Annotated in this window: 16 protein-coding genes; 9 read left to right on the top strand and 7 right to left on the bottom strand. The window is 49.9% G+C overall.

What is annotated here, in order from left to right:
• Positions 1–109: 109 nt before the first annotated feature.
• Positions 110–445, bottom strand: coding sequence for a hypothetical protein (locus tag RDK48_RS05850; protein WP_298996599.1), 336 nt, complete (start codon positions 443–445; stop codon positions 110–112).
• Positions 446–685: 240 nt separating this feature from the next.
• Between RDK48_RS05850 and RDK48_RS05845 the strand changes: the two genes are divergently transcribed.
• Positions 686–5437 (top strand): hypothetical protein, encoded by a 4752-nt coding sequence (locus RDK48_RS05845; RefSeq protein WP_298996601.1) that lies wholly within the window; start codon positions 686–688, stop codon positions 5435–5437.
• Positions 5438–5907: 470 nt separating this feature from the next.
• The gene (locus tag RDK48_RS05840; RefSeq protein ID WP_298996603.1) at positions 5908–6768 is read left to right on the top strand and encodes a helix-turn-helix domain-containing protein; all 861 of its coding nucleotides are present in this window, start codon (positions 5908–5910) and stop codon (positions 6766–6768) included.
• 37 nt (positions 6769–6805) lie between these two features.
• On the opposite strand, the gene RDK48_RS05835 is transcribed toward RDK48_RS05840, so the two are convergent.
• Entirely contained in the window at positions 6806–7684 is an 879-nt protein-coding gene (locus RDK48_RS05835) for a hypothetical protein (RefSeq protein ID WP_298996605.1), read from the bottom strand.
• A 1381-nt stretch (positions 7685–9065) separates the two neighbouring features.
• On the bottom strand, positions 9066–9953 hold the full coding sequence (locus tag RDK48_RS05830) for a LysR family transcriptional regulator (RefSeq protein WP_298996609.1): 888 nt from the start codon (positions 9951–9953) through the stop codon (positions 9066–9068).
• Between the two features lie 143 nt (positions 9954–10096).
• Between RDK48_RS05830 and RDK48_RS05825 the strand changes: the two genes are divergently transcribed.
• Positions 10097–11002 carry a sulfurtransferase gene (locus RDK48_RS05825; RefSeq protein ID WP_298996611.1) on the top strand — a complete coding sequence of 302 codons (906 nt, stop codon included), beginning with the start codon at positions 10097–10099 and terminating at the stop codon, positions 11000–11002.
• 176 nt (positions 11003–11178) lie between these two features.
• Here the strand turns inward: RDK48_RS05825 and RDK48_RS05820 are convergent, their stop codons facing one another.
• Entirely contained in the window at positions 11179–11409 is a 231-nt protein-coding gene (locus RDK48_RS05820) for a hypothetical protein (RefSeq protein ID WP_298996613.1), read from the bottom strand.
• Complete coding sequence (locus tag RDK48_RS05815; RefSeq protein ID WP_298996615.1) at positions 11385–11636, bottom strand: Arm DNA-binding domain-containing protein; 252 nt, start codon at positions 11634–11636, stop codon at positions 11385–11387. The genes RDK48_RS05820 and RDK48_RS05815 overlap by 25 nt, the downstream gene beginning before the upstream one ends.
• Before the next feature lie 1418 nt (positions 11637–13054).
• Here RDK48_RS05815 and RDK48_RS05810 point away from each other — a divergent pair.
• The 4 genes from RDK48_RS05810 to RDK48_RS05795 all read left to right on the top strand — a co-directional run bounded on the left by RDK48_RS05810 (position 13055) and on the right by RDK48_RS05795 (position 19049).
• The gene (locus tag RDK48_RS05810) at positions 13055–14227 is read left to right on the top strand and encodes an NAD(P) transhydrogenase subunit alpha (protein ID WP_298996617.1); all 1173 of its coding nucleotides are present in this window, start codon (positions 13055–13057) and stop codon (positions 14225–14227) included.
• A gap of 83 nt (positions 14228–14310) precedes the next feature.
• Entirely contained in the window at positions 14311–14592 is a 282-nt protein-coding gene (locus RDK48_RS05805; protein WP_298996619.1) for an NAD(P) transhydrogenase subunit alpha, read from the top strand.
• Between the two features lie 47 nt (positions 14593–14639).
• Positions 14640–17147, top strand: a complete 2508-nt coding sequence (locus RDK48_RS05800) for an NAD(P)(+) transhydrogenase (Re/Si-specific) subunit beta (RefSeq protein ID WP_308587827.1) — start codon at positions 14640–14642, stop codon at positions 17145–17147.
• Between the two features lie 543 nt (positions 17148–17690).
• Positions 17691–19049, top strand: coding sequence for an aspartate aminotransferase family protein (locus RDK48_RS05795; RefSeq protein WP_298996623.1), 1359 nt, complete (start codon positions 17691–17693; stop codon positions 19047–19049).
• Between the two features lie 152 nt (positions 19050–19201).
• Here RDK48_RS05795 and RDK48_RS05790 read toward each other — a convergent pair whose 3' ends face one another.
• On the bottom strand, positions 19202–21031 hold the full coding sequence (locus RDK48_RS05790) for a sigma-54-dependent Fis family transcriptional regulator (protein ID WP_298996625.1): 1830 nt from the start codon (positions 21029–21031) through the stop codon (positions 19202–19204).
• A 303-nt stretch (positions 21032–21334) separates the two neighbouring features.
• Between RDK48_RS05790 and xsc the strand changes: the two genes are divergently transcribed.
• Together xsc and RDK48_RS05780 are read left to right on the top strand one after the other, a co-directional pair.
• A complete protein-coding gene (gene xsc, locus RDK48_RS05785; protein WP_298996627.1) occupies positions 21335–23077 on the top strand; it encodes a sulfoacetaldehyde acetyltransferase in 1743 nt (580 codons plus the stop codon).
• A 170-nt stretch (positions 23078–23247) separates the two neighbouring features.
• Entirely contained in the window at positions 23248–24720 is a 1473-nt protein-coding gene (locus RDK48_RS05780; RefSeq protein ID WP_298996630.1) for an APC family permease, read from the top strand.
• 604 nt (positions 24721–25324) lie between these two features.
• Here RDK48_RS05780 and RDK48_RS05775 read toward each other — a convergent pair.
• Positions 25325–25471, bottom strand: coding sequence for a hypothetical protein (locus RDK48_RS05775; protein ID WP_298996633.1), 147 nt, complete (start codon positions 25469–25471; stop codon positions 25325–25327).
• Positions 25472–25951 lie beyond the last annotated feature (480 nt).

Genomic DNA, 25951 nt, shown 5'->3' with positions numbered 1-25951 from the left:
TGAACGCTGGTACACTCTCCAGCCTTTTCTCAAAAGACAATACGCGATGCAGTCAATGTGCTTTTCACATCCTGTATCTATCTAAAATATTTTGCTTTTAAAGAGGGGATTAACCATGTCCACCATTACCCTTACCACCCCTGGGGCCCGTCAGCGTATCTCTATTCCTGCGGAACCAAAGGCCACTATACATCTGGATTTTCAGGCCGATCAGGCAACCCTTGAGCGCAGTGGCGATAACCTGGTTTTCAGCTTTGCCGATGGCGGCAGCATTGCTATTGAGGGCTTCTACGCCCAGTACGACAAGGCCAACCTGCCGGAGTTTGCTGTTGATGGAAAGATTTTGCCCGGCTCGGAATTCTTCAATGCTTTCGGGCCTGACCTTGCCCCGGCCGCAGGGCCTGCCGCGCAAGCTGCGGAAAGGGGTGGACGGTACAATGAGCATTCGGATTCATCCCTCGCGTCTGGCCTGGGGCATCTCGATGGCGCAGAAAACCCGACCCTGAATGTTTCGGCACCGGCAGAGATGGCAACTCTGAATCCTACCCTTGCAGTCACCAGGGGAACAGGATTGGGGGCCATAGCTGGGTCCGGTTCAGACATCTCTGGTCCTCAAGGCCCTTCATTTCCTTCTGGCCCCTTTGTGCGTGCCGTGCTGTACGGCAACGGCCAGAGCGGCGAGTATGTGAGCACCAACGTGTTTTTCGCCGAAAACAACGGCACTCCTTCCGCTGTTTCCGCCAGTGATCTGGATTTTACTGGTGCAGCCCCCTGGGCGCGTTTCAGCGTGACAGTGACCCTGCCCGATGGGTGGCAAAATGCCTGGGTGGATGTAGCCTTTGACTACACCACTGGACGGCTTGAATTTCGTCTGACTCCCGAGGGCATTGCTGAAATGCAGCGTCTGGGCGTGACGGGCAAGCCGCTTGTGGATTTTATCCAGATCACGGTGCTCGACCGGGGCACGGGCAATACGTTTGACTACAATGTCGAGCTGATAGCCACCAAGGATCAGGAGTTCGATTCGGCCGCCCATGACAGTCAGTATGGCGGTAATGTCGCCCTTGATAATATTGGTGAGTTTCATCAGGGGCAAAATGGGGGCGGAGCCTATTCCATTATTTCATCGACCAAGAATGATGAAATTATTCTGAACGACACCCTCGTTGGCGGCAGTTCTATCCATGCAAGTGGATCCGCCGATCCGGCACTTATGGCCGACGACTACAATACCATCAATCTCAACGCTGGTGTGTCGAATACGACGGCAGACTCGATCACTCGGGTCACCTCTACAGACGGTATTCTTAAGGTGCAGGGCGGTGTGTCTGCGCAAGGCGACAACGCTGAGAACTTCATCAGCATGGGCAAGGGGCAGGTTCATATCAACAATGCCTCTGGGCATGGCATAAATGCCGTCGCTGGTGAAAACACCATTTTGGGCCGCGAGCTGCTCGTTAATGCCAGCGATAAAGGGATATACGCAGAAGATGGCGGTTCCAACACTGTCGAGACCAAGGGCGGCGATGTCAGCATCAATGCAGAAGGAAGCGGAATGGTTGCCGAAAACAACAGCTCCAACGCTGTTTCAGCAACAGGCGGAAGCGTCAATATTACATCTTCGGGTGCAGAAGGCATTGCCGCATATGAGAACAGTGCCAACACCCTCAGTGTCAGCGGCGGCAACGTCAATATCAAATCCGCATGGGCTGGCGTTGGCGCAAGCGACTACAGCGCAAACACCATTTCCGTCACGAATGGCTCCATAAATATAGTTACTGATACCTGGGGTATCACGACTAACAACAACAGTACCGCAAATATTGACGTGACCAACGGAAGTCTGGGCATTGATGCCCTTGGCCGCGGTATCCATTCATATGGAGAAAGCACTAATAATGTTCATGTGACAAACGGCGATGTCAATGTGAATTCAGGATGGGGATGGGATGGGATCATTGCTCATTTCGGCGGCACCAACAACGTAGCCGTTGATAATGGCTCTGTTGTCATAAACTCTGGCGGAGCTGGAATGACCGCCTTCTATGACAGCAAGAATGAGCTGTCAGTCAATGACGGATCTCTTCATATAAATGCTGAGTGGACTGGAGTGAGCGCCAACAGTGGTGGCGTCAACACTATTGCCGTAACCGGAGGCGATGTTTCCATCACCAGCACAAGCAGTTATGACGCCGCTGTTGTTGCCTATGGTGGAAAAAACACAATAAGTGCAAATGGTAATGTGGAGATTTCTGCTGGCGGTTCCGGGATTTTTGCCAAGAGTGACGGTGCAAATAGTATTGAGGCCGAAAACGGCAACGTGACGGTGTCTGGCTCTGGAGCTCTGGGGTACGGCATGAATGCGGCTAGTTCTGGCAGCAACTCCATTACAACAGAAGCTGGTGATGTGCGCGTGTTTGGCTCGGGAGCCTCCGGTGCCAGCTACGCTATGGCAGCATATGATGGTGGCAACAATTCCATCCGTACCACCAACGGTGATGTGAACGTATACGGCTATTCCGCCTCTGCCTGCGGTGTGGGCATGTTTGCCCAGAATGCCGGCAGCAATAGCGTCGCATCCCAGTCCGGCGACGTGACGGTTGCTGGCTCTGGCGCTGGAGATGAGTCCAGTTATGGCATATTTGCCGGCGGAATGGACAGCAGCAATAGTATTGTTACCCAGAGCGGCTCTGTGGTCGCTTACGGCAATGCTGCCGACAGCGGTTCAGCTTATGGCATGGCTGCGTTTGCTTCTGGAAATAATCGTATCTCTACAGATTCTGGCTCCGTAGTCGTTTACGGAATTGCCGAGAGTGGAGAAAGTTACGGCATGGTCGCCAAAAATGCGGGCACCAACAGCATAGAAACAGATAGTGGTGCTGTAATGGTTGAGAGCGGGAGTCCCACAACGTCCACTGGAATGTGGGCCGATTCCGCAGGAAGTGCCAATAGAATTACCACCGACAGCGGTGATATCTTCCTTTTTGCTGACGGCCTAGGTTCAGAAGACAGTAAGGGCATGCTTGCCACTGATTCAGGAATAAATAGTATTGGCACCCAAAGCGGCGCTACGGTCATCGCTGGGGGAATGCATGCAACGACTTCCGGCAGCAACAGCGTCACAGCCAGGTCTGGCGACGTGACGATTGTGGGATCCGGCACTGGCGACAACGATGGTTTCGGCATGCTTGCCCGTGGAGCTGGCAGCAGCAACACTGTCGCAACCCAGAGTGGCTCTGTGGTTGCTTCAGTTTCTGGAACCGACAGCAGCTACGCATTCGGCATGGCCGCCATGAGTTCCGGCAAGAATCGTATTTCCACGGAAACAGGCGCAGTGGCGGTTTCCGGCACTGGCAGCGCTGGTACTGGTGATGGTTATGGCATGTTTGCCAACAATGCTGGCGGTAACATAATTGAAACGGCCAGTGGCGATGTGGCTGTTTCGTCTGACAGCGCCAGCAGAAGCTACGGGATGTGGGCTTTTTCGTCCGGCAGCAAGAATAGCATCACAACGGACAGCGGCTCAGTATCTGTAGACGCCTCCAGTTCCGCCAATGGCATCAGCAATGGCATGTTCGCCGAAAATTCCGGTAGCAATGGCATTGTTTCTCAAAGTGGTTCAGTGAACGTCATCGCGACCAGTGTTGGCGGTAACAGCTACGGCATGAATGCCCAAAATAGTGGGAACAATCACATTGCCGCAGGGGATAGTCCTGTGGTCGTTTCAGCCACAAGCACAGGCGGTGCTGGCCACGGCATGTACGCATATTCTTTTGGCAATTCTTTCAACAGCAATAACAGCATCACCACCGAGGGTGGCGCTGTGACCATCTCCGGTGCCGGTGAATCCGGATATGGTATGCACGCGTATTCTTACGACAGTTCTTCCAGTAGCAGCAACAGCATTGCTTCCGCAGCCGGCATACCGTTGACCGTGACCATCACGGCAACGGCCGATTCTGCTCAGAAGGCCATTGCCATGTGGGCGGATGGTGGCCGTGCTGTAAACTACATTACCGGACATTCCCAATCCGGTGGTGTGGGCGACAACATCACCCTCAACGGTGGCATCGCCATGCAGACCGCTAACGGCGGTAGAAATATCATTACCACCGGAGCAGGCAACGACCATGTAACCATAAATGGAGCCGTCAAGGGCAGCGGCAACCAGATCAATGTGGGCGGCGGCAGCAATACGGTTACGCTGAACGGCGCGGTTGAAACCGGCAGTCTGAATGTCATTGCTACCGGCGGCACGTACACGCTGATACTTCAGGCCACAAGCACGGAAAGCTTTGCTGAGCGTTATGGCCAGTGGCTTAACAACATTGCGTCTGATGGCCTTATTGCAGGCGGGCTGACCAGCATCAACTTTGACGGCCTGGATGTGGCGAATTTGCCCGCAGACTTTCTGACAACCTTTAATGATCTTTTGCACGATTTGCATAGCAGCGGCATTTCCATTGAGCCAGCAGGTCTTTTTGACCATTTGCACGATCCTGCGGCTGCCGCCGCCCCCATGATGTTTGTTGGGGGAGATATAGCCGAGCACAGTAATACAGACAGCATTCATGCTGGTGCATCAGATGATGGGCAGGCCGCACATGCGGCAGGTTTGGGAACGGTTCAGGGGCATGACACGCCGAATACTGCTGACATTCACACTTTGGATGAAGCGGCCAGTGTCGCCGTCATTGGGTCCGGCGGGACGGAGTCATCCAATCCTGATGACAGCACTGGCGCGCAGGACACCTCTGCCCAGGGAGACAGTACTGCTGCGGATACGCATCCGGCACAGGGACACGATGTGACTGGCGGTGTTGAACCTGCTGCGGATGACGTACCGCACGATGCCCTTCAAAGCCAGGATGCCCTGTTGGGTACTGGTGCGCATCCTCAGTTGGATACGCACATGGCTGAAAATACCGATAGTGTCATGTCGTCCACGGAGAGCGGGCATGAGGACTCACCTGTACTGGATGACTTGCTGAGCGAGCACTCGTTTTACGGCAGTGAAAATGTTGGTCTGCTGTTTAATGGGGAGAGTTTGAATCAACTCGATGGTGGGCCTGCCTCTGATGTGACATCGAACCATTCCGGCGAAGTGCATGCTGACATCGTGCTTTCTCAAGGCGATGTGTCACTTGATAGTCTCTTTGGCGAAGTGTCCATGAGCAGTGACGAGTACGGAAGCATGCATCAGGATGGGGACTCTGCCACAAACATGGCAGGCATGAGTCTTACGGACATGCATACCGCCATGACGGTGGATGCCCCGGCCGAAAGTGCCAACGTTACGCATGGTGATTACGGTACGGGTTCTTCAATGATCGATGGAGGTGCGGCTGCTCCCGCATGGGATAACGTGCAACCTTCAGTTGAAAATTCTTTGCAGGAAACTGCGAATACAGCCATGCGGCAAATTGAAGCGTGCTAGCATAACTTGTCTCCATACGAACAAAGCGGCCAGCCTCGCTTGAGGTTGGCCGCCATCCGGTGGCTGTGGTTGCTGGTAGAAGATTGCTGCATACGTATAAGACTGAATCTCACTGCAATATTTGATTCAGCAAAAAAAGTAACAGCAAGTAGTTAGCCCTTGAGCTGACCTTCACAAAAGAGTGGCAGTTTTTTGTATTGAGATTTCTGCCGTGCTAGTGCCTGTTCACTGAACGAATCCGTAAATATTCCTAAGTCCAATTTCATTGTTCATGCTTAATTGCTGTTTAAGCAGCTGAACTGTCTATTGTTATTTCAAATAATGATAATAGATGCTGTGTGGCTTTGTATAAAAACCATTTTAAACTTAACAAGGATGTGGGAATGTGTAGATCATAGAATAACTTATTTCGTTAATGATTCTGTGTAAACGTGCATATTTTATTGTTATTACGGATGGTATTCAAGACAATGAATAGAATAAATTCCTTTTTCAAGGATTGGAAATCACATGAAGGTGTGACTACAATAAAGCAAATTGAAGCACCTTTTGGAAGTGTCATATTGTCTCTTGAAAAAGCAGGAAGCGTTATTGTACAGCCGCCAGTGGACAAACTCTGGTTTTCAATAGCTCTTTTAAATACAAGCATTGATCGCAAGGTCGAAAATTGGCATTTGGAAAAAATGAGAATAGCCGCATTCAATGCATCAATAAACCCTCAGGGAAGGGCATTGTGGGCATCGTATCTTGAAGATTGCATGTCAATACATGTATTTTTTGATCAAAAATACTTGTGTGAATTTGCAGACCAGTTGGGATGCAAGTTGGATGTAAGCAAGGTGTATCCAATCCATGGCATACAGAATCCGCAGTTTTCAGCGGTTGCGAAAAGCATTTTGATGCCTCTATTTGTACCTGAAATGCAAAGCTTTCATCTTGACAGCACAATGCAGCAAGCCTTGAGACATATTTGCGATATGTATAATATAAAAGGTTGCTTTGATGGGGCAAGGATGAGCAAATCTCAGTTGCAACGTGTGTGCGAGTATATTGATGAAAATATCGCAGAAAAACTCACTGTAGAAAAGCTTGCGCGGGTGGCTCATCAAAACAGAACCGCATTTTCAACAAAATTTAAAAATACAACGGGGATGCCCCCTCACAAGTTTATAATCCAGCGGCGTATTGCGATGGCAGAAAAACTGTTGCGTGATTCAGAGCATACGATCACAGAAATAAGTGCTATTTGCGGGTTTACTGATCTCGCCCATTTTTGCCATGTATTTAAGCGCTGTCATGGTGTGTCGCCGCAGCAGTTCAATAAAACCTAAATTACCCTGTAGCTGGAGGGCAGGGAGTCCCCCCCTCCTAGATTTGGTCAGGAAATGTCGGCTCCGGCTCATCGCTGCAAATATTGTGGATGAATCTCTCCAGGCGCGCCGACCCGCAATTGGATATTTCAACCCAGTTCAAGCAGCAATCGCTATTTCTCAAATTCAATTCATGTGTGAATTGCGTTCTCAGCTTTAGAGTGCCGATAACATCGCTGCTTGTGACTCCAACTTTTTTACATAAAAAAACATACGTGGCATCTAACACGCTGAACTCGTCAGAAATTATATAAAGCATCAGCCCAGAGTCAGTAGACAAGCTTTTTAACCCACCGAAATCTGGCAGCAAGATGCATGCTCCTGCTGCAGAGATATTTATTATCTGTGACCTGAGTGCAGCAAGATGGTAGTGGTTTTGAACCAATTCCTTCAAATCGTGTTTAGTTTCTGGAATGCGGTCGATGCACATTACCCCAGATGTCTTGGAATACTCTGGGTTCCAATTAATTCTTCGGTCTCGTCGCATTCGACGCACAACACCTTGGGCTGGAAATCGCAGCAGCAGGGCCTGAATGTTGTGGCTTGAATCTCTCTTCACACCCAGTATCTTGCCAACCCCCATGTAGCCGTGGCGCACTCTTTGGGGGAAGTTTTTGTCAAGGCAGAAAAAGTATTCAAATTCGTTGGCATATAATTTACATGGCCGCGCGATAACCGTTTGCTCAACAACTCTTAGCTTTGCTTCGCGGCCAATGGCCTCGCTGAGATATCCATGGCATGTCACATCTCTAAGAATTCCGTTCAACTTTATACAACAAGTAACTTTTATGATGGTTTTGGTATCTTGTGCTGTGTAGAAAATATTATAACTGCCAGTGTGTGATGTGTTGCTATTGATTTTTGTTGATATAAACATGTAACTCCTTTTATGTGTTGTAAAATATTTTTGTATTTGTTCGTATTTTATGAAACTATTAAAATAATTAAATCTAGTTTGTGATATTTATTGTTGTTGTAATTTTAGAAATTATTTTTATTTTGTTTATGTGTTTTGCTATGCCTTGCGTGATGATTAAGTAGTTGAATTTATGTTTATGGTTGTTGGATAAAAATGATTTAATATCTAACATCTTAGTTTTGTTACTTAATTGCAATTAAATTACATAAATTGATGTTTTTAATGAAAATGCTGCTCGGGTAGTGATGGTATTCAGTAAAATATGAGGAGCGATAACATTTATCGCAAGTCGTGTTAGTATGTGCTTTTTAGTCAGATGAGTTGTGCGATAAGGGCGTGATGTAGTAAATTGATATGTTATAGCTACTGTAACATGCGCTGTAAATGTAAAGTGCTATATCATGTGACTTATGGTGTCATGTGAAATAAAAATTGAATTGTATTTTTAACATAATATTAATTATTTTTTTACAATATATGAGTCATTGCAGTCTGAAGAATGAAATTTCTTCATTCTTTTCAAAAACTACTTGGATGAAGACGTCAGCTGCTGGCGTGTAGATACTGGCCGGTTATTTTGACGCCAAACGGACTCGTCTGCTTGAGCAAGAAAAGGCAAGGTTGGAAAGGCTGGTTGTAGAACAGGCGCTGGATATCGTCATTCGGTGGGATGATCTTTCAAAAAATTTTTAGGCGACCGTTGCTTCCAAAAAGCTAGTTTAGCACGCTTTGGTAGTGATGGTTGTCCGGGGCGTCATGTCTGTCAGGGGAATTTGGCGGCTGCCGCTCCCCCCTCGTTACCTCAACGGCGGAGCAACGGCTCAAAAAAAGGCATGCCGGGCTAAGCCGGTATGCCCACAGAGCAATTTTTATTTCCAACCAAAGAAAAGCAGCGAATCCCTGTAGAGAAATTGTTAATTATCTTGAGCGAGTTAACAATCGGATGGGCAGCAAGCCGTGCGTTTTCAAGGTTTAAGGCCAGGAAAAGGCAAGAATGCTTAACCTCGTCTTTGGGCAGAGGTCAAAATACTAAGCGAATTACCCCACGTGCCTATAAAGCAGAAAGCCCGCTAAGCTAGCAGCTTGGCGGGCTTCTTTGAACTCTCTTGGAGTTCAAGATGGTGAAGGGGAGAATAGGCACAATTTGATATTTGGAATTTCAAAAGTATGAAATTGTTGTAATTTATTTTTTGTTCACGAAGGCTTGTGACCCCGTTTATGACCCCAGAGTAGCTGTGACTTACGTTAAAATCCAACGGCATAATGAGGTCGAACACACTCTGCTAATCCCTCAAATTCATCCCCAATGGTCTTTGCGGCTTTGCTGCAGGAACTTGATCTACCCCCGCATCAGGTGCTCGCGGCACACGGCCATAAAATCCCGCAAGCACGGGGAAAGCCATTTATCTTTGTGCCACAGCATGAATACGCCAGTTTCAAAAGGTCCGCCAATCAACGGCAGCCGCCGCAACGCACCCGCTGCGATGTGATCACGCACAGCCATTTCTGGAAGTATGGTCAAGCCAAGACCAGCGCGAACCATACTGATCGCTGCGGCGACGCAGTCGCATTCCACTGACGGTTGGGGCAGGTTGGCTGTTTCCGACAAAAAAATTTCAAATGTTCGGCGATAGCTACAATCCGAAGCCGCCAGCAGGAGGCTATGCTTCAGGATGTCTGCCGGTCCTACCATATTCATGCCCGCCAACGGATGCTCCGGTGCAGCCACGGCCACAAGCTCATCCGTGCCCAAAAATGCCGCATTAATATCCCGTGCAGACGGCTCGTAGGCAAACACAAAGGCCAAATCCGTCACCCCCCGGCGCAAATCTTCGGCCACGTTACCCGCGATACAAGGAAGAATGCGAACTCTGCTTGTTGGGATCTTGCGCCGAAACGCAAGCAGAACGCCGGGCATCCGGTGACATTCCAGAGATTCCGGAACCTTTATGGTCACGTTGCCGGATGCGGCATTGTCATTGACAGAAGCCCTGGCTTCCTCCTCTATTTCGAGCATTTTTCTGGCATACTGTAACAGCTTGAGCCCAGATTCCGTCAAAACAACCTTGCGTCCCAGCCGTTCGAACAGGCGAACATCAAGTTCGTCTTCAAGCGCCTTAATACGCATAGATACAGTGGATTGCGCTGCATTCAGTACCTTTCCTGTTTGGTTGAAGTTAAGCAGTGAAGCAAGAGTGACGAATGTTCGCAGGTCGCGCAGTTCCATTTTATACTCTTCATTCAGGCCGATTGTTGTAATAGAAAATTATCATTGGAAACGATTTCATAGGTGTGAAATACATTTAATTAATCAGTTCGGCTAGTGAAATGGTTGGGACAATAAACAATCAGCCACATGTGAGGCAAACGATGCACAAGATGTGCTCGCAAATAACGGTTGGCGGCGCAAACGTTGGTGGTTATCCCAGATCGGGCAGCCTTATCGAAACAGACTGGCTTGAGGCGAACATTGATAATCCGACGTTAAGAATTTTCGATTGTAGCGCGTACTTTCACGCAGAACCGGGAACAGGAATAAGCAACTGGCAGAACGGGCATATTCCTGGAAGCGCCTACGTGGATTTGCTGGAGGAGCTCTCAGATCCGGATAGTGACCTGCCCCTGATGATGCCAACGCCAGAACGGTTTTCTCAGGTGATGGGGGGATTGGGATTGGGGCGTGGAACAACGGCCGTTCTTTACGATGACACGAGCAACATTTGTGCCGCCAGACTGTGGTGGATGCTCCATGCCTACGGCTTTAACGACGCCGTGGTCCTTAACGGTGGTTGGCGGAAGTGGAGAATGGAACACCGCCGGGTCACACGGGAGCAGCCCGTTTGGTGCAAGGCCGAATTCCCCATGCGACCGGCTCCTACAGTTTTTGTTGACAAACAGGTGGTACTAAAAAACTTGCGAACCAACCGGGCCTTGCTCATCGATGCGTTGGCCCCGGAGATATTTGACGGATCGTTACAACGGTATGCAAGACCAGGGCATATTCCCGGCAGCATCAATGTTCCTGCAAAAGCGTTGGTGGATTCAAAGACCATGGCTTTTCTGCCCGCAGTGGCCCTCAGGAAAATATTCTCGGAGGCGGGTTTGAGCGTGTTAAGGCCTACTATTTCATATTGTGGAGGAGGTTTGGCCGCCTGTAGCGTTGCTTTTGCCTTACACCTGTTGGGTGCTGATAACACAACTGTTTATGATGCGTCGCTGTTCGAATGGGCCGCAGACCCGACGTTGCCTCTTGAGACAGGGAAAGTTGAGAGGTAACAGCGGACTGTGGCGGTTTGAAGAAAAAACGCCCATCTGAAAGGCTTGCCTTCAAACAGGTACGGACCTCGCGATTCTGCTTAACCAATCAGTCAGTACCAATAGGAGTCATCGGCTATACAGAGCAAAAAATGACGTCCATCCGCGTACCGTTGTCGCAGGCAATCTCAAAACCGTCAGCATACCAACTCTAGTTTTGTTGCAAGGTGGAAACGTTGCCGGGTGCGCTTGTCAGTCAGCCCGCCAGTATAACGCTGAAGTTTGGCCGCATGTTTCGGGGTAAGTGCTGGAGAGTACGAGGCGAACCATTCTCGCGCGGCAACTTCAAATGTATTTTGCCGTTCTTTTTCTGCCGCTCGTGCAGTGGCCCTGATTTCTTTTTTTACTTCGCCGGGGTCATTGCCCATGGCAAGCTGTTCTCTGGCTTCATCACGCCTTTTGCGGCCTCTTTCAAGCCCACGTCTGGGTACACCCCCAAGGCCAAGAGCTTTTCTTTCCCCTGGAAGCGGTATTTTAGCCGCCACATCTTGCCGCCAGTTGGGGCGATAAAGAGGAAGAGGCCGCCACCATCGAAGAGCTTGGCGGGTTTTTGTTGTGGCTTGGCATTGCGAACGCTGATGCCAGAAAGGGGCATGGGGTGTCGCCGCCGCTTTGTGGGGGTATTCCTCACGATGGGGGGTATCGAACCTGCAATTTGGGGTATGCACTTCCCCCGTGGGGTATCGGTGCGGTCTGCGGAGAGGTGGAAGACGGAAAATGTTGAGAAACAGGCGGTCAGCAATGCCTTGCGCTCTGGGGGTATTGAAATGGCTTCCAACCGGCTCTTTAGTCTTCGTGCCCCCAGAGCTCCCCCCCCAATACTGGGGTATGTCAAAAGGCGTAGTTGGACTTGGCTGGAGCCTTAAAAAGCAGAAAGCCCGCCAAGCTGTTAGCTTAGCGGGCTTCTTTGAACTCTCTTGGAGTTCAAGATGGTGCCGAAGGGGAGACTCGGCACCATTTGATGTGTGGAATTTCAACAGTCTGAAATTATTGCAATTTATTTTTTGTTCACGAAGGCTTGTGACCCCGTTTGTGACCCCATAGTAGCTGTGACTTACGTGAAAATCCAGAGGCAAAATGAGGTCGAACACACTCTGCTAATCCCTCAAATTAATCTCCAATGGTCTTTGCGGCGTTAAGTTATGCAATCGCTTGGGGTCTAAAACCTACTTAAGTCATTCTTCGTTCCTTTCAATAACGCGATCTGCGGCCAGGCATATATAACAGGAGTCAAGTCGGGCAGAGGGTACCTCCTAGCGGTGCGCGTTCTTAGTGAATGCCGGGACCATAAATTTCAAATCCATCCTTCCGCTGCATAAGGCATATTTCGTGGGCAGAGCGTTGCCTGCCATATCGACAATGATCATCGTAGTCATCTTAGGCTGATTTTTTCGAAGTGTCTGCGGGATTCTCTGGTGGCATGTGTGCGATCAGTACTGATCCAAGTGTCCACTTCAGTTCGTCAGGCTCTGGAGCGTGTTGCCTGGGCGTTCCACGATGACAGTCAATATGCCCATCTCTGATTTGCTCGTTTAGGTAAGCCCTAATAGGCATGATTTTCTCAAGCTGCCGAGGAAGGCACTAAGTGTCACAGTTTTGCAACTATTTTATCTTATTGAATATATTTATTTTTTTACAATTGTGAATGCCTCAGTTTGATAACTCTATGAAAACATATTTATCAAAACGATGCTGTGGGGTGCTAAGTGAAAGGTTACGAATCACTAGTTTGCATCTTGTCTCCCCCTCTTTGAGGACAGCGCCGCAAGTCAGTTTCGGTTTGTATTGCGATATTTTTCTCAACTTGATGCTGAAGTGCATCCACAAAAGGGCAAGAAAATCGAAAAACTAAAGCTATATTTTTTTAATATGCTGAAATAAAAGAAGTTAATTAAATGGAATGCCTTGGCATATGTCTTGCTTTTTCCTGCAACAGCGGTCTGCCAAGCTCTGATCTGATTCTGTCGGCAAAGTTTTTTCATGGAGTACCAATAACCTTCAAGGAGTCTTATGATGAAATTTCAGGGAATGACTATCGGGGTGCCGAAGGAGATTATGCATGGCGAACGCCGCGTGTCCGCGACTCCTGACACCGTCAAGAAGATGGTTAACGACGGTGCCACGGTGCTGATTGAAAAAGGAGCGGGCGACGGGGCTTTTTTTGCCGACAGCGCCTATGTTGAAGCCGGGGGCAAGATTATTGAGAGTGTTGAAGAACTCTTTGCCAAAGCCGATGTTATCCTGAAGGTCAAGGAGCCGCTGTTCAATGACAGGGTGAACAAGCATGAGGCAGAAATGGTGCGTGACGGCCAATATCTGATCACATTCCTGCACCCCGCGGCCCCTGTGAATCATGAGATGATTAAAAAACTGGCCGCCACTGGCGTTATCAGCATTACGCTGGACGGTATACCCCGTATTTCACGCGCTCAGAGCATGGACGCCCTGACTTCAATGAGTACTGTTGCCGGGTACAAGGGTGTACTCATGGCAGTCAACCGTATCGCCAAGTTCATGCCCATGGTGGGCACGGCCGTGGGCGTTATCAAGCCTGCCAATGTGCTGGTAATCGGCACAGGGGTAGCAGGACTCCAGGCCGTGGCCACAGCAAAGCGCCTGGGGGCAGTGGTTACTGCAGTGGACATTCGTCCTGATGCTCGTGAGCAATCCATGAGTCTTGGGGCCAAGTCGTTTGACGTGGGAGTGCCCGCCGATGTGGCCATTGGGGAGGGCGGCTACGCTCAACGTCTGAGCGACGAATGGTTGAGCAAAGAACGTGAGGCTCTGAAACCCTTGGTGAAGGATGCGGATATTATCATCCTTTCGGCTTTGATTCCCGGCAAGTTGGCTCCAATCCTGATCACCAAAGAAATGGTAGCCTCTATGGCTCCAGGCTCCAGTATCGTGGACATTTCCATTGATCAGGGAGGCAACTGCGAGCTGACAGAAGCCGGTGAAGTGGTGGTCAAACACGGTGTCACCATAGACGGCACAAAAAATATCCCCGGCATGATGCCCACAAGCTCCACCTGGATGTTCGCGAACAACATGTATCAGTTGCTTGCCTTCCTCGCACAGGACGGCAAGATCGTACTGGACAGGACCGATCCTATTATTGAATCCACGCTGACCACCATTGACAAGCAGATTGTTCATAGCGGAGCGCGTGAAGCCATTGGGCTTTAGGTATTAGAGAACGCCGGGTGCGGTTTGTTCTGCATCCGGCGTTCCGGCATACAAGTCGGAAAAAAACTATCCAAGGAAGACGTATGAATCCATTTACACTGCTGGCAGTATTTGTAGTGGCAACGCTGCTTGGCTACAAAATTATCAGCCATGTGCCGAGCCTTCTTCATACCCCCCTGATGTCGGCCATGAATGCTCTTTCGGGTGTGATCATTCTTGGCGCGGTAACTGCAACCCATCTTGCAGGTTCGGCGTTTTTTACGATTTTGGGGGCTATCGCTGTGTCTATGGCCATAATCAATGTCTTCGGCGGATTTGACATTACGCACAAAATGCTGCGTATGGTCGCCGGAAGAAAGAGATAGCCCTTATATATTTTATTAATATAAAAAGAAGCAAAGGTTGCTGTTAAATGAATGCACTAACCTACAATTTCATAGCTGTAATTCTTGTGGCAACCATACTATTCGGCCTTCGTCTGATGAATAAGGTTCCCACAGCGGTTCGAGGTAACCTTTTTTGCGCCTCTGCCATGGGAATGGCCATATTCATCACCATGTTCAAGGATGGATCTCTGACTTCGCCTTCACTGTGGCTGGCCATTGCCGCAGGTATGGCTTTGGGTCTTACCTTGTCCAACAAGGTCAAGATGATCCAGATGCCGCAGATGGTAGCCTTTCTGCATGGTATTGGTGGCGGTGCAGCGGCCATTGTGAGTTTTCTTGTGCTCACGGACACAGGCGCACCCTCAACTTTCGAACGCGGCAGTGCATGTTTGGCTCTTGCCATGGGCATGACCACTATTGCTGGTTCCTTTGTGGCGGCAGGCAAACTGCATCAGGTTTTGCCGCAAAAACCTGTTATTCTGCCTGGTCACACTAAAATAATCATGGGAATCCTTGCCGGTATGGGGTTCTCCGTGTTCATGGGCACAATATTCCCGTCTTTTCTGTTCATTTTTTTCATTTTTATGATGTTTATGACTGGGATAGCCTTTGGTGTCTGCTTCACAATCCGTGTGGGCGGAGCCGACATGCCTATCACGATTTCACTATTGAACTCTATGGGCGGCGTGTGCGCTGCCATCGCGGGGTTTGCAGTCAATGATCCTCTGCTTGTGGCCATCGGAGGCATCATTGGTTCATCCGGCTTTCTGCTGACGCGCATCATGTGCCGTGCCATGAACAGAAAATTGCTGTCTATTCTGCTTGGTGAGTCTTCGGTAGTTGCCCCAGCGGCACCTGCCCCGAAAGCGGTTGCGGCGCAAGCACCTTCCATTTCTTCCGAAAGCGACGTGGCCAGACTGGTGCAGCAGGCACAGAAAGTGATCATTGTGCCGGGCTATGGTATGGCTCTGGCGCAGGCTCAGCACCATGTCAAATCGTTAGCTGATGCGCTGGAAAACAAGGGTGTTGAGGTGCGCTACGGCATCCACCCGGTTGCCGGGCGTATGCCGGGCCACATGAACGTGCTGCTTGCCGAAGCCAATGTGGATTACGAGCACCTGCTGGAAATGGACACGGTGAACCCCATGTTTGCACAAGCTGACCTTGTTGTGATCATTGGGGCAAATGATGTTGTAAACCCTGCGGCCAATACCGCAGAAGGCACGCCCATCTATGGCATGCCCATTCTTAAGGTTGAAGAGTGCAGGAACATCATTATCTGCAATTACGACGACAAGCCCGGCTATGCGGGTGTGCCTAATCCCCTGTACGGGCGGGATGGCGTAATCCTTATGTCGGGTGATGCGGCGAAAACTGTAAACCGCTTGGTGCGGTTTGCCCAAGGTGAAAGTCCTGCAGAAGCTTCAGGTACTTCCGATAAGACGGACAGTAGGGAAGTTGAAGCGGAAAAACTTGTGCAGAATGCAAAAAATGTTGTTATCGTGCCTGGTTACGGCATGGCTCTGGCGCAGGCTCAGTACAAAGTGAAAGAGCTTGCTGATCTGTTGGAAAGTGCGGGGGCCAAGGTTAGCTACGGCATCCACCCGGTTGCCGGGCGTATGCCGGGGCACATGAACGTGCTGCTTGCCGAAGCCAATGTGGACTACGAGCACCTGCTCGAGATGGACACGGTGAACCCCATGTTTGCAGAGTCTGATCTCGTAATCGTGGTGGGTGCCAACGATGTTGTAAATCCTGCGGCCAATACCGCCGAAGGCACACCCATCTATGGCATGCCCATTCTTAAGGTCGAAGAGTGCAAGAACATCATTATCTGTAATTACGATGACAAACCCGGCTATGCTGGAGTACCCAATCCCCTCTATGAGCGTGCCGGGGTGATCCTCATGACAGGTGATGCAGCGAAATCCATGGAACAACTGATACGCTTCGCTCTGAGGGAAAGTACGACGGCATGTTTGCCTGCTTCATCCAGTACTGACAACAGGGAAATCGACGCGACAATGCTTGTACAAAATGCAAAAAATGTCGTCATTGTACCTGGTTACGGCATGGCTCTGGCTCAGGCACAGTATAAGGTCAAAGAGCTTGCTGATCTGCTGGAAAGTGCGGGGGCCAAGGTTAGCTACGGTATCCACCCTGTAGCCGGGCGTATGCCGGGGCACATGAACGTGCTGCTTGCCGAAGCCAATGTGGACTACGAGCACCTGCTCGAGATGGACACGGTGAACCCCATGTTTGCAGAGTCTGATCTCGTAATCGTGGTGGGTGCCAACGATGTTGTAAATCCTGCGGCCAATACCGCCGAAGGCACACCCATCTATGGCATGCCCATTCTTAAGGTCGAAGAGTGCAAGAACATCATTATCTGTAATTACGATGACAAACCCGGCTATGCTGGAGTACCCAATCCCCTCTATGAGCGTGCCGGGGTGATCCTCATGACTGGTGATGCATCCAATTCCTTTGACAAACTGCTAAGCTACGCACAAGAAGGGCAGACTTACGGCTAGCAGGAGTTCCTCCCCCCATGGAATAAAATGCTCTGTGCGGTCACGGAAAAGACGCATGTCTCGTTTGTCTCAAGGCCCACCCCGCTCTGGCCCTGGCACGCAGCTGAGACATCCCCTCACTAGCGTTCTTTTTCTTGCACAGCAGCTCCGGGCGCTCCTTTTCCTGAAAAGGAAGAAGAGCGCCCGGTTTTTTTATGTTCTTTAAGTAACGCATGGGTCAGCCGTTTACGCTTGCGGATTTATGTGAGTTCTTTTTGCATCGGTTTGGAATCTATCTGGGATAAAGTTATTTAATTTAGGAGTGTTATAAGTGTGGCATGCCGATTGCTTTAGTTTGCAGTATCCGGGCAAAGCTGCGCAATGCAGGCCAGCCGCCGGACAAATGGCAGCGGCCAGCAAGGAGGACATGGCAAGTTTGTTGGCAGATTGTGATTTTTGCCGTCAGGGGCCTTGCCGGAAGCACGAAATGTTTTGTTGGACTATGGGATTTTGATTTCAGAGCAATTCAAGACCGCGATCCACCATCATAAGGAGTGAATTTCCATGTCAGCAAAGAGCACGAACGAATATGTCAACAGGGATATAAAGAATGTATGGCATCACCTGATGCTGCATCAAGGCAATGCTCCCATGATCGCCGTGGAGGGCAAGGGGCTGTACCTCAAGGATGTTAACGGCAAGGAATATCTGGACGCCACTTCCGGTGGTGTTTGGTGCGTGAACGTGGGTTACGGAAGAGACAGGATTGCGGATGCCGCAGCAAATCAGATGAAAAAGCTGCCCTTTTACGCTGCAAGCTGTGGCAATCTGCCTACCATTGATTTTTCGGAAAAGCTTCTTGAGCATATGCCAGGTCTTTCTCGTGTCTATATTTCAAGCAGCGGCTCCGAAGCCAATGAAAAAGCCTTCAAGATGGTTCGTCTGCGCGCCTATAACAGCGATACGAAAGCCAAGAAAAAGATTCTCTACCGGTACCGTGACTATCATGGCACTACCATTGGAGCTCTGAGCGCTACAGGCCAGCCTGAACGAAAGGAATGCTTTGATCCTTTTGTGCCTGGTTTTGTGGAAGTTCCCCATGCCTGTTGTTACCGTTGCGCCTTTGGCAAGAGCTACCCTGGCTGCGACCTTGAATGTGCTAAGGCAGTTGAAGAGGTGATTCTTAAGGAGGGGCCTGATACCGTGGGCGGCGCCATATTTGAGCCGATCACAGCCGGCGGGGGAGTGATTCCCCCTGTACAGGAATATTACAAAATTGTTGCCGAAATATGCAAAAGGTACGGTGTCGCGCTTATCATGGATGAGGTGGTCTGTGGTGTCGGTCGTACCGGTAAGATGTTTGGTTACCAACACTATGACGTTATTCCGGACATTGTGACCATGGCCAAGGGCGTGGCAAGTGCTTACATGCCTATCTCCTGCACGGTGAGTACGGAGAAAATATTTTCTTCGTTGCAGGATCCGACTAGCAAACTTTCGTACTTCCGTGACATCAGCACCTTCGGCGGTTGCACGGCAGCCCCGGCAGCCGCTCTGGAAAACCTTAAGATCATTGAAGAGGAAAAGTTGCTCGCCAATGTTGTGACTATGGGCGACTACACGCATGAAGGGCTGAAAGAGCACCTTGCACACGCTAATGTTGGTGATGTGCGCGGTAAAGGGCTTTTGCAAGGCATTGAATTTGTTGAAGACAAAAAAACAAAAATACCTCTGCCCGAAGAAAAAGTCATTGCTGTGTGCGGGGCAATGGCCAAGCGAGGTGTGCTTGTGGGCAGAACCAACCGCAGCTTTGCTGGGCAGAACAACGTAATTAACCTGGCTCCAGCCTATATTGTAACTAAAGATCAGGTCGACACCATTCTTAAGGCATTACGCGAGTCCATAACCGAAGTACTCGGCTAGCATCAATGTTTTGCCAGACTGATATTAGGTAGTCAGTCGCCCTCAGGCAATAATGAGCCTTGCCTGTTGGTGCTGGGCCGGTGATGATGAGACTGTCTGGCAAACCATCAGGGGTCGTTTCAGAGATAATACTCTGAGCGGCCCCTGTATTTTTATGCTTCGTTTCTTTTTTTCTCTGCAACAGGTATACGCAACTGCTTGGCTTTGCGCACCACGGTGGACTGGCTGATGCCAAGTCTGGCAGCAGCCTTGTATGTGCTGCCAGTATCTCTCAGAGCCTTGCTGATAAGTGAGCGCTCCAGATTCTCGACAGTTTCCCTGAAAGAAATATTTTTTTCAACTTGGCTTGGCACGGATTCTTCCTCTTCATCATCGCAATAGATTTCAGGAATATCTCCCAGCAGGTATGAAGGAAGGTCACGCATGGAAATAACGCTGCTCTCGGTCATGGCAGCCAAAAAATCCACTGCAGCGCGCAATTCGCGCACGTTTCCTGGCCAAGAGTGCTTGCTGAAACAGTCTACAACGCTAGGTGAAAAAGTTTTTATCGTATTGTAGCGAGTACAGGCCTTGTCCAGAAACACAGTAATGAGCGTCGGAATGTCTTCGGGGTGTTCCCGCAATGGTGGCATGTTTATGCTCAGCACTCGCAGGCGGTAATACAGGTCGGCCCTGAACAATCCACTGCTTACAAGCTGGTCCAGAGGCCTGTTTGTGGCGGCGATAATGCGCACGTCCACGCGTAGTTCTTTTTCGCCACCGATCTTGCGAAACCCTTGGCCGTCAAGCACGTGCAAGATTTTTGCCTGCATGCTCAACGGTAATTCACCAATTTCGTCCAGCAGCAGAGTGCCGTTATCGGCCAGTCCGAAATACCCCTTCTTGCCCGATCGGCTGGCCCCGGTAAAGGCTCCTTTTTCGTAGCCAAACAGCTCTGACTCTATGAGGGTTGGGGGGATGGCCGCGCAGTTAACGGAAATGAACGGACCATCAGCACGTGGGCTTTTCTTGTGTATGTAGGATGCAGCATAAGTTTTTCCTGTGCCTGTCTCGCCAAGGATAAGAATGCCCGAGGGCGCTCTCGCGGCTTTTTCAAGCTCGGCTACGCAACGGCGCATGACCTTGCCAGTGGCAACAAATTTGTTTTCATTACTGTGCTGCAGGGCTGCTGCTTCGGCCTGAAGCAACTGGGCGGCGCGTTCTGCATCTGCCAGCCGTCGCTGCAACATTTCAAGCTCAGTGATGTCGCGAATGCAGGCAACCACTCGCCAGATATTGCCCTGTTTGTCAAAGATTGGTGTGCTTGTATTGAGGCAGCGGGTTCCATTTGGATAGTCATCGAACCGCGTAACAATTTTTCTTTGTTCAAGGGCCTCCAGAGTCACCGCTGCTGAAAATTTTCCTTCAAGCATCGGAATAGTGACAGACTTGCCGATCATCTCTTCCGGTTCAATGTTGGCGATGCGCTTCATGGCCCTGTTGACATAGAGGGTTGTGCCTTTGCTGTCGATAATCCACATGCCATCGTACATGGAGTCCATGATGGCGTGTAGTTCCTTGTATAGAAGGTTCACGTCAGGCTCGTTATCCTTTGCGCTGTTTTCGTGCAGCACGACGAACCTGTGCCTGTCGTTTTCGTGTGTGGACCCAACATCGTCCAGCCATTTCCAACAGAGCGTCCATTTACCCCAAGGCAGACAGATGCTTATGGGTACATCTGGTTTGCTTGATTGTATTTTTTTGAACAAGCTGTGTCCGCAATATAATTCTATCATTTTTAAAAGCGAACTATAGTTATCGTGTTGACAGGTATTATTGTCTTTATCTGTTGGGTGTTTACTACATAGATTTTGTATAAATAGTTTGAAATGTCGATTACATGCCTCGATAACCCACTGTTCATCTCGGCAGATTAGAGCGCATATAGTGGAAGGCATCAAGTCAAGTGTGTGCATGATGCCATGTAAATACTTATTCATCATGTGGTTTTCCTTTTTGTCAGGTAATGCGAAGTTGCATCATGTTGGCATGATGATATGTTTTACAATGCGATGCTGCATTATAATTATGCAAGAGTGTAAATAATAATGTCAATATTTAAAATGTCTTAACTGTTTTTGTTCTCTGGAACACTTCTTGTAATACTCAGATACAAGCTGAAAAGGAGCGAAGGCAATGTCCACATTATCTTGCAATCCATGGGCCACAATTCCCTGCGACATGGAATCGCCAGATGTGTGGGCAGCAGTATCGTAACCCACCATGTATTCGTATCGGAGGATAGCATGCCCAAGATGACGCCCAGTGAGGCCATGACAGAAGTTCTGGTGCAGGAAGGAGTGAACCATGTAAGCGGTATTCTCGGTTCCGCCTTCATGGATATGCTGGACTTGTTCCCCTCTGCGGGGATTGATTTTATCTCGGTGCGTCATGAGCAGACCGCCGGGCATATGGAAGACGCCTATAGCCGCCTCACCGGCAGGGCTGGTGTTGTTATTGGGCAGAACGGGCCTGGCATCACCAACTATGTGACGGCTGTGGCTACCGCCAACATGGCGCATTCGCCCATGGTGGTCATTTCGCCTAGCGCTGGCAGCATTTCTGTGGGATGGGACGGCTTTCAGGAATGTGACACATGGAATCTGTTCAAACCCATAACCAAAGCATCGCTGCGCGTGCCGCATCCCAAGCGCGCTGCTGATATTATGCGTACAGCCTTCCGCATTGCCTATGCAGAGCGTGGTCCTGTGCTTGTGGATATCCCCCGCGATTACTTTTATGGCGAACTGGACGAAGATATCCTGCGTCCTTCCCAGTATCGTGTAGCTCCCGGCGGCATCGGCAACCCCCAGCATTTCGCCGCCGCCGTGGAAGTGTTAAAAAACGCCAAGAATCCGGTCATTGTTTCAGGCCGCGGCGTTGTAGACTCCGGCTGCATGGAAACAATCAAGGCAATGGCGGAATATATGGGGGCACCAGTAGCAACAACCTATCTGCACAATGATGCCTTCCCATGCGACCACCCGTTATGGACAGGTCCCATTGGCTACATGGGTTCCAAGGCCGCCATGCGCATTCTGCAGAAGGCTGATGTTATTCTGGCCGTGGGGACCAGATTGTCTTACTTCGGTACGCTTCCGCAGTATGATATCAACTATTTCCCCAAGGCTGCCAAAATCGTGCAGATCGACATCAACCCTCGCCACATTGCCAAGACGCATCCTGTGGCTGTGGGACTGTGTGCTGACGCCAAGGACGCTTCGGAAGAATTGTTTGCGCGTTTGCGTGAAGCCGTTCCTGCCAAGAAAGACCTCACCCATGTGCATAATATGGTAAAGGACGAGCTTGCAAGCTGGTACAAAGAAATAGCCTTGATTGCGGATGAACCTGTGGAAGCCGGGCGCATGCACCCGCGCAAGGCGCTGGAGGTCGTGGGCAAGTTTATTACAGACCATGACGCCATTGCCACCACTGACATAGGCAATACATCCTCCACTGCAAACAGCTATCTTCGTTTTAAGAAGACCAAGCGCCATGTGGCCACACTGACGTTTGGCAATACAGGATTCGCATATCAAGCAGCTCTTGGAGCGCAACTAGCCTGCCCTGATGATCTGACAGTGGCCATTGTGGGTGACGGCGCATGGGGTATGAGCCTTTTTGAAGTGCCGACCGCCTGCCAGTACAATCTGCCGGTTATTGCTACTGTGTATAACAACGGGGCATGGTGCGCCGAAAAGAAAAATCAGGTGGATTTTTATAATAACCGCTTCGTAGGCGCGGACATCTGGTCCAAGTCCTACGCTAAAATTGCCGAGGCCATGGGGGCAGACGGTTACACCGTAAATACGCAAAAAGATCTGGCCGAGGCATTGGATACAGCCAAAAAGAATCGGCGTCCTGCGGTTATCGAAGTCATGACCGATGGCACGCGCCTTGCGCCTCCTTTCCGTAGAGACGCTCTGGCTTTGCCGACCAGGTTCCTGCCTAAGTATGAACATCTCGACAAGGCGCATTTCAGCAAATAGCCTCAAAAAGGGCGCGCTCGGGTAAGGCCGGGCGCGCCCTCCTGTTTACAGGGGCAAATTTATCTCACGCCTTGTGTATGGCGAGTTTTGCACTCCACAGAACTGTAAATGCCAGCAATTTCATTGTCTGATGCGCCACGGAAGGTGCCAAAACCGAGGAGAACTGTTGTATGTCAAAAGTTCATGAATCCCGACCGGTCTTGGAAAAAAATATGTCCCCATTGTCGATATGGGCTTTAGCATTTGGCGCGATCATCGGGTGGGGAGCCTTTATCATGCCCGGCTTGCGTTTCTTGCCGGGATCTGGGCCGATCGGTGCCTGCATAGGTTTTGTATGCGGGGGCCTGTTACTCATGTTTATAGCGGTAAGTTACGGTAAGGTTGTGGGGCTTTACCCTGTTGCTGGCGGTGTTTTTGCCTTTGCCTATGCGGCGTTCGGGCCAGGATTGGCCTTTATTGGCGGATGGGCACTACTTTTGGGGTATCTATGCATAATCGCCCTCAACGGCACCGCTATCGTACTGTTGACGCGTTTTCTCATACCCGGGGTCTTGGAACTGGGGTATATGTACAGCATTGCCGAATGGAAAATATATTTCGGAGAACTATTGTTTCTGGAGGCTGTGCTGGCGCTGTTCTGGTATCTCAACTACAGAGGTGCGGACATAGTAAGTAGGGTGCAGGTCGTGCTCGCTGTGATACTGGCTATTGGCGTTCTTTCGCTCCTTGTGGGTGCCGTTATATCCCCGACAAGTAATTGGCAGAATATTGAGCCGTGGTTTGCGCAGGATAAATCGGTGATTGCCTCTATCGCTGCCGTTACAGCCATAGCCCCATGGCTTTTTGTGGGCTTTGACACTATTCCACAAGCTGCCGAGGAGTTTAATTTTTCCGCAAAAACTGGTGTGCGGCTTATGTTGCTATCTATTGTTTGCGGTATCGTAACTTACAGCATAATTACCCTCGCCGTAGCGGCCGTTATTCCCTACCCTGAATTGCTTGCACTCAATCCTGTATGGCATACCGGCTATACCGTCAGTGTTTCGCTGGGTAAAGTGGGGAGCGTTGTGCTTGCTCTTGCGGTGTTCTCCGCTATCTTGACTGGTATTAACGGCTTCTTTATCGCCAGTTCCCGGCTTATGTTCAGCATGGGGCGCGCCCATATTTTGCCGGTATGGTTTGCTTCTTTGCATGGAAAACACAAGACTCCGCACAACGCGCTTAATTTTACTCTCGTTGTCGTGGCTATCGCGCCCTTTTTTGGCCGGGAAGTCCTGTCCTGGGTTGTGGACATGTCTTCAATCGGCACGATCATCGCCTATTTTTTTGCTTCTGCAGCAGCCTTTGTTATTATGCGTAATCATGAAACTCCCTGTAACATAAGCGGAATATTAGGTTGCGTTGCCTCTTTGATATGTCTGGGACTGCTGACGTTGCCCATGTCTCCTGCCAGCATTGGACCCGAATCATGGCATGTATTGGTCGCTTGGTCGGTATTGGGAGTTTGTTTTTATATCGTACGCTACAAAGCCGTACATGCCATTTCTGAAGAAGAACGCACATATATGATTCTGGGCGAATCCGACTTGAAGAACCATGTAACTCAGCGGACTACCCAAAAGCCTGATCAGCTTGTGGCATGATCTGAAAAGTCCTCTCCTTAAGAGGTCATGACGCGAAGTAGGCTGCCTTTGTTTGGTTTATTTTCTTTCTCCAATTTTCTCCATGTCCATGCGCATGGGGAATAACGCCATCAAGTTAACATGTGTTTGCCCCGCATAATGAGTTGATGGCGACTTCCTCCACTGGTCGGTCCCTTCTCCACGTCAGGGACCGACCACCTTTTTTTGTGGATCGATCTTGTCCCATTGCCTGACGGTGTTCCCGTTGGAGTTTGCCAGAACTGGGAGGCGAAAAGATCCCGGATCCAATTAAATTTGACCCTCCCACCGAAAGGTATGGTATTGAAAAGTTAGTGTTCCTGACATAGCGGCAAGCTGAGGCTGGAGTTCGCGTTGTCGATCTGTGCCGCCAGCCTGTTATCTCGGATGCAACCTTTTACGAAATTCCCTAGCTTGCCATGTTAACGGAAGATTATGCCCAGCAAGGCCAGATCGGTACCACAATGCTGGGCATAATCGTCAATAGTTAATCCTTAAATTCGTCCCCAATAGCCTTTGCAGCTTTTAGCAGGGCGATTGCAAGACAAGCCATGCTGAGGCATCAAGATTGTGCGCAGGGGGATTTTCAGCCATTCTTAGCTCCTTTCAGTAATGCAGTCTGCAGTATGGCAAACATGGCAGGCACCAGATCAGGCAGATAGTTGACCACTTTGCTGGTGTGCGGCAGCAGGTACGTGATGTGTTCATTCCGTATGCCAAGGACGTGCAGCATTATGGCTCATTCAACAAAACAGCGCAGTTATTTCAGATCAACAGATCTACACTATTCAGAAAACTGAAACGTAGTCGGGCATACAGTTTATGTGTTGACGGCGAGGATTGTCTGTAATCAAGTTTGTGGCAACGTCGGCTATTCGCATCAGGCGTTGGGCCCTACGTGCACTGTGGATTGAACCCACCTTGGTAATATTGCTTGCTACCACCCAATACAAGCAACCTTTGCCTGGTTATGGCCCGCAATCCTTCCCTGCGCCCGCCTGTTCCCTGCAATTGTCTCCATGAATGTTTAAAGGCCGCCGCTTGGCTGCCCTTAAACCCGGTGTTGTGATTCATATCTGTGCGGCAGCAACAAACGTCTCCATTGTTTTTTCGGTAAGTGTGTCCAGCATGGCAGTTGGAGTCTGGCGGCAGGCGCATGTTGATGGCAGCCTGAAAGGCAAAATATGCCCCAAGAAGCCCAAAAAGTAGCCAG

This window comes from uncultured Desulfovibrio sp., from assembly GCF_902477725.1.
In the GTDB taxonomy this organism is placed as follows: Bacteria; Desulfobacterota; Desulfovibrionia; order Desulfovibrionales; family Desulfovibrionaceae; genus Desulfovibrio.
This window is presented reverse-complemented; position numbering and strand designations above follow the sequence as displayed.